Origin of the sequence: Salmonella sp. NW645 (assembly GCF_051703725.1) — a bacterium.
GTDB classification, from domain to species: domain Bacteria; phylum Pseudomonadota; class Gammaproteobacteria; order Enterobacterales; family Enterobacteriaceae; genus Salmonella; species Salmonella enterica.
The window spans coordinates 89,866-100,853 of record NZ_JAMMKR010000005.1 but is presented as its reverse complement, the minus strand read 5'-3'; the positions used below and the strand labels follow the sequence as shown (position 1 = coordinate 100,853).

Sequence of the window (10,988 nt, the reverse complement as noted above, 5' to 3'; positions counted from 1 at the left end):
CATCCGTAGCTCAGCTGGATAGAGTACTCGGCTACGAACCGAGCGGTCGGAGGTTCGAATCCTCCCGGATGCACCATATTCTCCGTACTTTCAGTGATGAAGATACGGATAAGATAGCGGTAATCACCGCTGGCACCAGGAAGGATAACGTTGCATCAGCAACGGCGCCGAAGGGCGAGCCGTAAGGCGAGTAATCCTCCCGGATGCACCATCTTATTTAGTGTGGCAGTAAATGCGACATCAAATCTTGTAGTAAACATCATTTCCAATGCATCCGTAGCTCAGCTGGATAGAGTACTCGGCTACGAACCGAGCGGTCGGAGGTTCGAATCCTCCCGGATGCACCATATTCTTCATACTTTCAGCGATGAAGATGCAGATAAGATAGCGGTAATCACCGCTGGCACCAGGAAGGATAACGTTGCGTCAGCAACGGCCCGAAGGGCGAGCCGTAAGGCGAGTAATCCTCCCGGATGCACCATATTCTCCATACTTTATTCTCCATACTTTCAGCGATGAAGATGCAGATAAGATAGCGGTAATCACCGCTGGCATCAGAAGGATAACGTTGCGTCAGCAACGGCCCATAAGGCGAATAATCCTCCCGGATACGTCACTGCCCTGCAATCGCTTTTCCCCTTATCCTGAATATACCTCTTCATCTCTATTAGCGACAAAATCAACCAATTGCGATAAAGTACTGTCTGGTTATTCGGTTTGCGAGAACACGATGTACGCACGTTATGCTGGTTTGATTTTTGATATGGACGGTACTCTCCTGGATACCGAACCCACGCATCGCAAAGCGTGGCGTGAGGTTTTGGGGCGCTATGGTCTTCGTTTTGATGAACAGGCAATGGTCGCGCTTAACGGTTCGCCAACCTGGCTTATCGCCCAGTCAATCATTGAGCTTAACCATGCCGATCTTGATCCCCTGTCACTGGCGCGTGAGAAAACCGACGCGGTAAAAAGCATCCTGCTGGACTGCGTAGAACCGCTGCCGCTGGTTGAGGTGGTCAAAGCGTGGCATGGGCGGCGTCCCATGTCGGTCGGTACCGGTAGCGAAAGCGCTATCGCGGAAGCCTTGTTAGCGCATCTGGGGCTGCGTCGTTATTTTGATGCGGTTGTGGCGGCAGATCACGTACAGCATCACAAACCTGCGCCTGACACCTTCCTATTGTGCGCCCAGCGGATGGGCGTCATGCCGACGCAGTGCGTGGTATTTGAAGATGCCGATTTTGGTTTACAGGCGGCGCGGGCGGCGGGAATGGATGCCGTGGATGTTCGACTATTGTGAGTGACGGACTGTCGCTCCTGTCTCTGTTTGCCAGTAGTTTTCTCAGCGCGACGCTGTTACCCGGTAATTCTGAGGTGGTTTTGGTTGCTATGCTGGTCTCCGGCGTCAGCCATCCCTGGGTCTTAGTCTTAACAGCAACAATGGGTAATAGCCTTGGAGGGGTAACTAACGTTATTCTTGGGCGTTTCTTTCCGCTGCGCAAAACGTCGCGCTGGCAGGAAAAAGCGACTGGCTGGCTAAAGCGTTATGGCGCAGCCACACTATTATTAAGCTGGATGCCGGTCATCGGTGATTTGTTGTGCCTGTTAGCGGGATGGATGCGCATCCCGTGGGGGTGGACGATCTTTTTTTTGTGTCTTGGTAAGGCGCTGCGCTATGTTGCGCTCGCAGCGGCGACGGTTCAGGGCATGATGTGGTGGTAATAATTGTAGGTTTGGCATGTATGGCCGCCATTACAGTTATGCTTATTAAAACGATTTGGACAGGCGGGAGGTCAATTTGATCCCGGACGTATCACAGGCTCTGGCCTGGCTGGAAAAACATCCTCAGGCGTTAAAGGGGATACAGCGCGGGTTAGAGCGCGAAACGCTGCGTGTCAATGCTGATGGCACGCTGGCGACAACAGGTCATCCTGAAGCGTTAGGTTCAGCGCTGACCCATAAATGGATTACCACGGATTTTGCGGAAGCCCTACTGGAGTTTATTACGCCAGTCGATGGCGATATCCAGCATATGCTCACTTTTATGCGCGATCTCCATCGGTATACGGCCAGGAAACTGGGCGATGAGCGGATGTGGCCATTAAGTATGCCCTGCTATATTGCGGAAGGGCAGGACATAGAGCTGGCGCAGTACGGCACATCAAATACCGGGCGCTTTAAGACGCTCTATCGCGAAGGGCTGAAAAATCGTTATGGCGCTTTGATGCAAACCATCTCCGGCGTACATTACAATTTTTCATTACCGATGGCGTTCTGGCAGGCGAAATGCGGCGTTACGGAAGGCGAAGCGGCAAAAGAAAAAATTTCTGCCGGCTATTTTCGTCTGATTCGCAACTATTACCGTTTTGGCTGGGTCATCCCCTATCTGTTTGGCGCGTCTCCGGCCATTTGTTCCTCTTTCCTGCAAGGAAAGCCAACCACATTACCGTTTGAAAAAACGGACTGCGGCATGTACTACCTGCCGTATGCGACGTCGCTACGTCTGAGCGATTTGGGCTATACCAATAAGTCGCAAAGCAATCTCGGAATTACGTTTAACGATTTGCATGAGTATGTGGCAGGTCTGAAGCGGGCGATTAAAACCCCTTCCGAGGAGTACGCGCGGATTGGTGTGGAAAAAGACGGTAAGCGGCTACAGATTAACAGCAATGTTCTGCAAATTGAAAATGAGCTGTACGCGCCCATTCGTCCCAAGCGCGTGACGCGCAGCGGCGAATCGCCTTCTGACGCGCTTCTGCGTGGTGGTATTGAGTATATTGAAGTTCGTTCTCTCGATATTAACCCGTTCTCACCGATCGGCGTAGACGAGCAACAGGTGCGCTTCCTCGATCTGTTTATGGTCTGGTGCGTATTGGCCGATGCGCCGGAAATGAGTAGCGATGAGCTGTTATGTACGCGTACAAACTGGAATCGCGTTATTCTGGAAGGGCGTAAGCCGGGCCTGACGTTAGGCATTGGCTGTGAAACTGCGCAGTTCCCGCTGCCCAAAGTAGGGAAAGATCTCTTCCGCGATCTGAAACGCGTGGCGCAAACGCTGGACAGTATCCATGGGGGAGAGGAGTATCAAAAGGTGTGTGATGAGTTGGTCGCCTGCTTTGATAATCCTGAACTGACATTCTCCGCCCGGATCTTACGGTCTATGATTGATGAAGGCATTGGCGGCACCGGGAAAGCGTTCGGTGAGGCTTACCGTAATCTGTTACGCGAAGAGCCGCTGGAGATTTTACAGGAAGAAGAGTTTATTGCTGAACGTGACGCTTCAGTACGTCGTCAGCAGGAGATTGAGGCGGCGGATACCGAGCCGTTTGCCGCGTGGCTTGCAAAACACGCCTGACCCAAAAGAAAAAGGCCACTCACGGAGTGGCCAAAATTTCATCGCTGAAAACAGGGATGATGATAACAAATGCGCGTCTTTCATATACTCAGACTCGCCCCGGAACAAAGAGTTCAGTTTATTTTTAAAAAATTATCGGAGGTGACTAAATGCCATTATTAGATAGCTTCGCAGTCGATCATACCCGGATGCAAGCGCCGGCGGTCCGGGTTGCAAAAACGATGAACACCCCGCATGGCGACGCAATCACCGTGTTTGATCTGCGTTTTTGCATTCCGAACAAAGAAGTGATGCCGGAAAAAGGGATTCATACGCTTGAGCATCTGTTTGCTGGCTTTATGCGCGACCACCTCAACGGTAACGGCGTTGAGATTATCGATATCTCGCCGATGGGCTGCCGTACCGGTTTCTACATGAGCCTGATTGGCACGCCGGACGAGCAGCGTGTTGCCGACGCGTGGAAAGCGGCGATGGCGGATGTGCTGAAAGTGCAGGATCAAAACCAGATCCCGGAGCTGAACGTTTACCAGTGCGGTACGTATCAGATGCACTCGCTCAGTGAAGCGCAGGACATTGCCCGTCATATTCTGGAGCGTGATGTGCGCGTGAACAGCAATAAAGAGCTGGCGCTGCCGAAAGAAAAGCTGCAGGAACTGCATATTTAGTCTTATTGGTAAGCGGTTCCAGTATTTAAATTAACCCCGGTTTATGGCCGGGGTTTTTTATTGCTTAATATAATTTACGTTTATTATATTTGCGGCGAGAATACATTTTAAATTAAGTAATGCCTGGCCTGTTAAATAATAAAATGTGATCTGGTAAACAGAAAAGGCGGATAACTCACGATGCCAGAGTGTATTGATCACATAAACTAAAAATCATAAATAATTAATAGAAAAACATAATGGAATGCGCCAGATATCCAGGTAATAACAAGACTCTACTAATAGCCGGTCGATGGGGTTTTTAGCAAATCTTATCTGGTATACATCAAACTTAAGGGATAAAAAATGAAGGCTAAATATTTGGCGCTGATGATCGGTGCTTGCTTTTCTCATAACCTTTGGGCAGCGAATAATATCACTATTGAGCAGCGTCTGGCTGAACTGGAGCAACGTGTTGTTAATGCTGAAAAACGGGCATCCGATGCCGAGGCGCAAATTCGCTCGCTGAAACAGCAGCAGGTCGCCGCTACGCCGACGGTGAATGTCCAGTCCGCCGAGCCCATTGCAGCAGATAAAACGCCGCCGAAGCTGACCTTATCCGGATTCAGCGATATTAAGTTCTATGGCGATGTCGAATTTAATATGGATGCGGCAAGCCGTTCCGGTAGCCTGACCTCGATGAGAACGTCAGCGAATAAAGATTGGGCATCAGGAACCAATGAACGCTGGGATATTAACGGACGCCTGTTGCTGGGCTTTGATGGCTACCAGCGGCTGGACAACGGTAATTTTGCCGGATTCTCTGTACAGCCTCTGGCGGACCTGACCGGAAAAATGAACCTTGATGATGCCGTTTTCTTCTTTGGTCGTGAGAATGACTGGAAAATTAAGGTTGGTCGTTTTGAAGCCTACGATATGTTCCCGCTGAATCAGGATACGTTTATTGAATATTCGGGGAATACAGCGAACGATCTTTACAGTGACGGTTACGGCTATATCTATATGATGAAAGAAGGGCGGGGACGTAGTGACAGTGGGGGTAACTTCCTGCTGAGTAAAACCATCGACAACTGGTATTTCGAAGTTAACACATTGCTGGAAAATGGCAGTACGTTATATACCGAGAAGCAGTACCACGGAATGGATTTAAGCAACGATAAAAATGTGGCTTACGTCCGTCCGGTTATCGCCTGGCAAAACGGGCGTTTTTCAACGGCGATAGCGATGGAAAGTAACGTCGTTAACAACGCCTATGGCTATTATGAGAATGGGAAGTGGATCGATCAGTCAGATCGTACGGGCTATGGTTTTACCATGACCTGGAATGGTCAAAAAACTGACCCGGAAGATGGCGCAGTGATTAACCTGAATACCGCCTATATGGATGCGACCGATGAGACAGATTTTACCGCTGGGGTGAATGCGCTGTGGCATCGATTTGAACTGGGTTATATCTATGCGCATAACAAAATCGAAGCCTTCAATGCTACTAATATCGATGCCGTTTGTGAGGACGATTGCTGGATCACCGATCCCGGCAATTATGACATTCACACTATTCATGCCTCATATTTATTCCCCAACGTGATGGATATGAAAAACTTTAACATCTACCTCGGTGCCTATGCTTCATGGGTAGAGGCCAATCCGAATAATGGCGATAACAGTGAAGATGCGCGTTACGGCGGGCGTCTGAGATTCAAATATTTCTTCTGATTGTTGGTCTACTAAAAAAGGGATCCGCAGATCCCTTTTATCAGATAGTTAGTGCGCGCCGCCACCGCCGCCGCCCGCACCGAAGGGCGGTTTGGCGAACCACACCAGGCCGAGCAGCACCAGGAAGATCCCCGCCGACATCCAGAAGATTTCGTTGGCGGAAATAATCAGCCCCTGATTCGTGATTTGCTGGGCTATCCAGCCTGACGCCTGTTGGTGCGTCATCCCTAAGCCTTCCAGTTTATCGTACATAGCCTGAGCGTTTGGATTATACGCTGTAACCGACTCCGTGAGCTGAGCATGGTGTAGCGACTCACGATCGGTCCACATAGTGGTGGTAATCGAGGTGCCAATGGAGCCCGCCAGCGTTCGCGTGAAGTTCGACAGGCTTGATGCCGCCGCCAGCCGTTCTGGGGGTAACCCGGAGAGCGTAATGGTGGTCAGCGGCATAAAGAAGCAGGCGACGGCAAATCCCTGAATAAACTGCGGCCATGCGGAAGCGCCGAAATCCATACCCGGTTCGAACGTCCAGGCGCGCCAGTAAAAACAGACGGCGTACATAATGAAGCTGAATGTGACCAGCCTGCGCATATCCAGTTTATGCGCGAAGCGTCCGATAATCGGCGATAAAATTACCGGAATAATGCCGACTGGCGCAGACGCCAGACCTGCCCACGTTGCGGTATAGCCGTACACCTCTTGCAAAAGCTGCGGCAGTAGAACAATGGCGCCGAAATAGAGCATATAGGCAAGGCTGATGCACAAGCAGCCAATAGTGAAGTTACGCGATTTAAAAAGAGAAAGATCGACGATAGGGTGATCGTCGGTCAGTTCCCAGACGATCAGGAAACTGATGGCGATGACGGCGACCACGGTCAGGATGATAATTTCCTGCGAGGAGAACCAGTCCAGCTCTTTACCGCGATCGAGCATAATTTGCAGGCTGCCGATGCCAATCACCAGTAACGCCAGCCCGACGGCGTCAATACGTCGCCGTTCGGTATGCGTTTCACGTCCGCGCAGCGTGTGTAACGTCATCAGGACGACGGCGATGCCAATCGGAACGTTGATGAAGAAAATCCATCCCCAGTGGTAATTATCACTGATGTAGCCCCCCAGAATCGGGCCGCAAATCGGCGCGACAATGACGGTCATTGACCAGAGCGCCAGCGCAATGGAGCGCTTTGCAGGCGGATAGTTATTCAGCAACAGGCTTTGCGAGAGCGGAATCAGCGGCCCGGCGACCACGCCCTGCACCACGCGGAAGAAGATCAGCATATTCAGGCTGCTGGATACGCCACAGGCCCAGGAGGCCGCGGCAAAGGCGACCGTCGACCACATGAACAGTTTGACTTCGCCAAAACGTTTCGCCAGCCAGCCGGTTAAGGGAATCGAGATAGCGTTCGCCACCCCGAAAGAGGTGATAACCCATGTCCCCTGGCTTAGGGAAGAACCCAGGTTCCCGGCGATGGTCGGAATCGCCACGTTGGCAATGGTGGAGTCCAGCACCTGCATGAATGTCGCCAGCGACAGCGCGATCGTCATGATGACGAGCTGCGCGCCCTCCAGCGGTTTTTGCTGTTGCATCACACGCACCTCAGGATTAACCCGCGTTAGCCTGTACGATGTCGTCGATCAGTTTATTGACCGGCGCGAGATTAATTTCGCGTGCGTTACTTTCGGCAACCGGCGTCGTTCGTACCTGGCTGGCCAGTACCTGACCGTCGCGATTAGCGGTATCCACGGTGACCAGCGTCGATAAACCAATACGCAGCGGATGTTGTTCTAACTGGCGGGCGTCCAGTTCGACGCGTACCGGCAGACGTTGAACCACTTTAATCCAGTTACCCGTCGCATTTTGCGCGGGCAGCAGGGAGAAGGCGCTGCCTGTTCCCATATCCAGACCGACGACTTTACCGGTGTATTTTACGTCGTCGCCATAAATATCAGTAATCACCGTCACTGGCTGCCCAATGCGCATATTCGCTAATTGGGTCTCTTTAAAGTTAGCGTCCACCCACAGATCGGTTGCAGGCACGACGGCCATCAGCGGCGTGGTGGGGCTGATCTGCGCGCCAGGCTGGACGGCGCGGCGGGAAACATAACCGGTCATTGGACTGACGATGCGAGTACGCTCCAGCGCCAGCCAGGCGTTACGCACTTCGGTCGCCGCTTGTTGAACCGCAGGCTGATCTTCCAGATTACTGTTGAGTATCATTGCCTGGTTGGCATTGTACTGTTGAATGGCGACATCCAGCTGTGCCTGCGCGCTGGCGACGGCATCGCGGGCGTGTTGCAGTTCTTCACGGCCAATAAGATTGGCATTACCCAGCGGCACACGACGGTTAAGGTCGCTTTGCGCTTGCGCCAGGGCGGTTTTTTGCACGTCGATATTCGCCTGCAACTGCTTGCTGTTAATCATCAACTGGTGCGTCTGGCGCACGCTGGAGGCCAGCGCCGTTTTGGCTTTTTCAAACGCTTGTTTGGCGTCAGTCTGATCGAGCGTGACCAGAACATCGCCCTCTTTTACAAAGTCGGTGTTATCAGCCCAGACTTTCGTCACGCTGCCTGACACCTGCGCCATGATTTGAACCTGGTTCCCTGCCACGTAAGCATCATCTGTCTCTTCAATATGACGCAATACTAAAAACCAATAAATTCCATATGCCACGGCAATAATAACAAAGAGCAAGGTAAGAAGTAGCAGCGCTGTTTTGCGTTTGCCTTTCTTCTTAGCCGGTTGCTGCGGGGTTTGGATCTCCGCATTTGCGCTCATGTTGTTCTCCACGATCTTATTATTCACATCGGCTGAGCCGACCTGTTGTCAGAAAGGCCAGCAGTAACGCGTGCCGGCCTGTCCGCTTTCCTGTTATTAATCTGGATTTTTGAGCGGGTCGGCGCTTTAGCGCAGCGCCTCAAGAACAGTGCCTTCCTGCTCCATTTGATCAAGACGCGTCAGGAGTTTACGAGTGATGTGCTCAAGTTGATCTTTTTCGGCAGTGCTAAGTGATGACCAGAGTTGATGCAGACAATGATGCTGAGGTGGAAGCACTTCTTGCAAAAATGCCTGGCCTTTCTCCGTTAATTGCAGATGCAGGCAACGGCGGTCGTTATCGCTCTCACGACGCTCAATCCAGCCGCGTTTTTCCAGCTCATCTGCAATGCGTGTCGCATTGGTGCGAGATGAACCCAGCGCGCAGCTTAATTCAGACGGCTGAATACTGTGGTTTTCCTGAGACTCCAGCGTAATCAACGCCATAAACAACGTCTCGTTAATCCCTTGAGCCTTCAGCATTTTATTGCGGTTTTCCAGGAGCTTGCCTTGCATGTGCATACAAAGACGAGTCAAAAGAATTTCCTGGTAAGGAAAGTCTTCGTGACGGCTGGCGCGAAATTTTAGCATTTGTTCAATGGGCGTAAACGAACTATCCATTTGGGCATGACCTCATTAATTTCAGCCGATATAGTAACGACAGTGACAAATAAAGTAAATGTATTATTAATACAAAATCATTCTTTCAGGCTATAAAGCAACCAATGATACGCAGACTGAGACGCCAGCGGGAACATTGGGCCCGGTAAAGCGCCGCCTGCGGCAAATCCAGGAATGACGAGAAAAGCGTGAGTGCCTGCATGAAAAAATCAGGAGAGAACGATAAGCGGGAGGGGCGAAAGCCGGGTAAACGGCCTTACAACCCGATGCAAAAGCCACCGGAATATCACGGATAGCTATCGGTGAACGACCTTCGAATCCTTGAACGGGCGCTATTGGCCTGGGAGCAGATGGGGATGCAGGGCTTTCCATAGAATTATATTATTCTTCACCGGTATAAAAATAACCATGATAAATGAATAGCATAACCTTAACAGACTGGGGAGCTCCTTAACACCCTAAGGAGCTTAAACAAAGGTAAACGCTCACTATCCGCTTAATTTACGGCTTCCTGTCGGTGAAAACCTCGCCACCAGACCAGTAAATTAAGTAAGGCTACCGTGACACCCGCCAGACAAACGCCGGCCCAGCCGGCATGTTGCCAGGCGGAGGCGGAAATCAGCGACCCTGCAGCGCCACCGATAAAGTAGCTGGTCATATAGCCGGCGGTGAGCCGGTTACGCGCATCCGGATGCAAACGATAGATGACCGTCTGATTGGTGATATGTACCCCCTGAACGGTGAGGTCCAGTACCAGAATGCCAATAATCAGCGCCAGTACCGAGGTGTGCCCAAGCCAGATAGCCAGCCAGGAGAGTAACAGCAGCAGTAAGCCGAACGTGGTGGTGAGGTGAGATTTACCTTTATCGGCAAATCCGCCAGCCGGACGCGCGCCTAAAGCGCCGGCGGCCCCCGCCAGGCCAAACAGGCCAATCATCCCCTCGGAATAGCTAAACGGCGGCGCGGCGAGCAAAAAGGCCATTGACGTCCAGAGGATGCTGAAATTAGCAAAGGTCAGGCAGCCCAGCATTGCGCGGGTACGCAGCAGCTTATCGTGAATAAACAGGCTGAATACAGAACCCAACAGTTGCGGGTAGTTAAGATGGGTGTCGGATTTGAGCTTTGGCAGTCCGCGCCATAACGCGACGGCCATCAGCGCCATCAGCGCCGACGCTACCCAAAATACGGTGCGCCAACCGCCGAGGTTTGCCAGCAGTCCGGCGACCGTTCGCGCCAGCAGGATCCCCAGCAACAGGCCGCTCATAATGGTGCCGACCACTTTACCGCGGGTGGCGGGCGTCGCAAGCGTGGCGGCCAGCGGAACCAGAATCTGCGCCACCACGGAGAACAGTCCGGTTAAGGCCGTTCCGAGTATCATCATGCTAAGCGACTGACTGCTGGCGGTGATTAGCATTCCGCCAGCCGCCAGCAACGTCATGGAGACAATCAGCGTTCGGCGTTCAAACATGTCGCCAAGCGGCACCAGAAACAACAGGCCAGCGGCATAGCCCAACTGCGCGGCGGTAACGATAAACCCTGCGGAGCTGGCGGAAAGCGAAAAGTGATGCGCGATGGTATCAAGCAGCGGCTGGGCGTAGTAGTTGCTGGCGACCGCCAGACCCGTGGCCACAGACATTAAAACGATCAGCGCCGGGCTAAGCCCATGAGTGGGTTTCGTCATGATGGTAATCGTGATTCAGATAATTATTTCCTGGGAAAACAATCATAGCGGATGTTGATGAATAAAGGGGAACGGTGACGTGATGAATCGTGCGCTTTGAGGAGAGATTGCGTTGGCCGGATAGCAGCGCATGAACTGCGC

The 10,988-nt window shown here is 52.0% G+C and carries 10 protein-coding genes and 1 tRNA gene; 6 read left to right on the top strand and 5 right to left on the bottom strand.

Features of this window, described 5'->3' with window-relative positions; genetic code table 11:
* The first annotated feature begins 270 nt into the window (after positions 1-270).
* A tRNA-Arg gene (locus NA389_RS12275) sits at positions 271-347 on the top strand.
* Between the two features lie 6 nt (positions 348-353).
* Here NA389_RS12275 and NA389_RS12270 read toward each other — a convergent pair.
* The gene (locus NA389_RS12270; RefSeq protein WP_153260283.1) at positions 354-491 is read right to left on the bottom strand and encodes a hypothetical protein; all 138 of its coding nucleotides are present in this window, start codon (positions 489-491) and stop codon (positions 354-356) included.
* A 239-nt stretch (positions 492-730) separates the two neighbouring features.
* Here NA389_RS12270 and yqaB point away from each other — a divergent pair, with 239 nt between their 5' ends.
* The 5 genes from yqaB (at position 731) to NA389_RS12245 (ending at position 5,733) form a co-directional block, all read left to right on the top strand.
* Positions 731-1,297, top strand: a complete 567-nt coding sequence (gene yqaB / locus NA389_RS12265) for a fructose-1-phosphate/6-phosphogluconate phosphatase (protein ID WP_000271296.1) — start codon at positions 731-733, stop codon at positions 1,295-1,297.
* On the top strand, positions 1,294-1,719 hold the full coding sequence (locus NA389_RS12260) for a YqaA family protein (protein ID WP_001279500.1): 426 nt from the start codon (positions 1,294-1,296) through the stop codon (positions 1,717-1,719). The genes yqaB and NA389_RS12260 overlap by 4 nt, the downstream gene beginning before the upstream one ends.
* A 76-nt stretch (positions 1,720-1,795) precedes the next feature.
* Positions 1,796-3,352, top strand: a complete 1,557-nt coding sequence (gene gshA / locus NA389_RS12255; RefSeq protein ID WP_000611821.1) for a glutamate--cysteine ligase — start codon at positions 1,796-1,798, stop codon at positions 3,350-3,352.
* A gap of 149 nt (positions 3,353-3,501) precedes the next feature.
* A complete protein-coding gene (luxS, locus tag NA389_RS12250; protein WP_001130194.1) occupies positions 3,502-4,017 on the top strand; it encodes an S-ribosylhomocysteine lyase in 516 nt (171 codons plus the stop codon).
* A gap of 345 nt (positions 4,018-4,362) precedes the next feature.
* Complete coding sequence (locus tag NA389_RS12245) at positions 4,363-5,733, top strand: carbohydrate porin (protein ID WP_000645133.1); 1,371 nt, start codon at positions 4,363-4,365, stop codon at positions 5,731-5,733.
* Between the two features lie 48 nt (positions 5,734-5,781).
* Here NA389_RS12245 and emrB read toward each other — a convergent pair whose 3' ends face one another.
* From emrB to NA389_RS12225, 4 genes are all read right to left on the bottom strand, one after another.
* On the bottom strand, positions 5,782-7,320 hold the full coding sequence (gene emrB / locus NA389_RS12240; RefSeq protein WP_001187298.1) for a multidrug efflux MFS transporter permease subunit EmrB: 1,539 nt from the start codon (positions 7,318-7,320) through the stop codon (positions 5,782-5,784).
* A gap of 16 nt (positions 7,321-7,336) precedes the next feature.
* Positions 7,337-8,509, bottom strand: coding sequence for a multidrug efflux MFS transporter periplasmic adaptor subunit EmrA (gene emrA, locus NA389_RS12235; RefSeq protein ID WP_001275603.1), 1,173 nt, complete (start codon positions 8,507-8,509; stop codon positions 7,337-7,339).
* A gap of 126 nt (positions 8,510-8,635) precedes the next feature.
* Entirely contained in the window at positions 8,636-9,166 is a 531-nt protein-coding gene (mprA, locus tag NA389_RS12230) for a transcriptional repressor MprA (RefSeq protein WP_000378431.1), read from the bottom strand.
* Between the two features lie 496 nt (positions 9,167-9,662).
* Positions 9,663-10,847 carry an MFS transporter gene (locus NA389_RS12225; protein WP_000165772.1) on the bottom strand — a complete coding sequence of 395 codons (1,185 nt, stop codon included), beginning with the start codon at positions 10,845-10,847 and terminating at the stop codon, positions 9,663-9,665.
* Between the last annotated feature and the right edge of the window lie 141 nt (positions 10,848-10,988).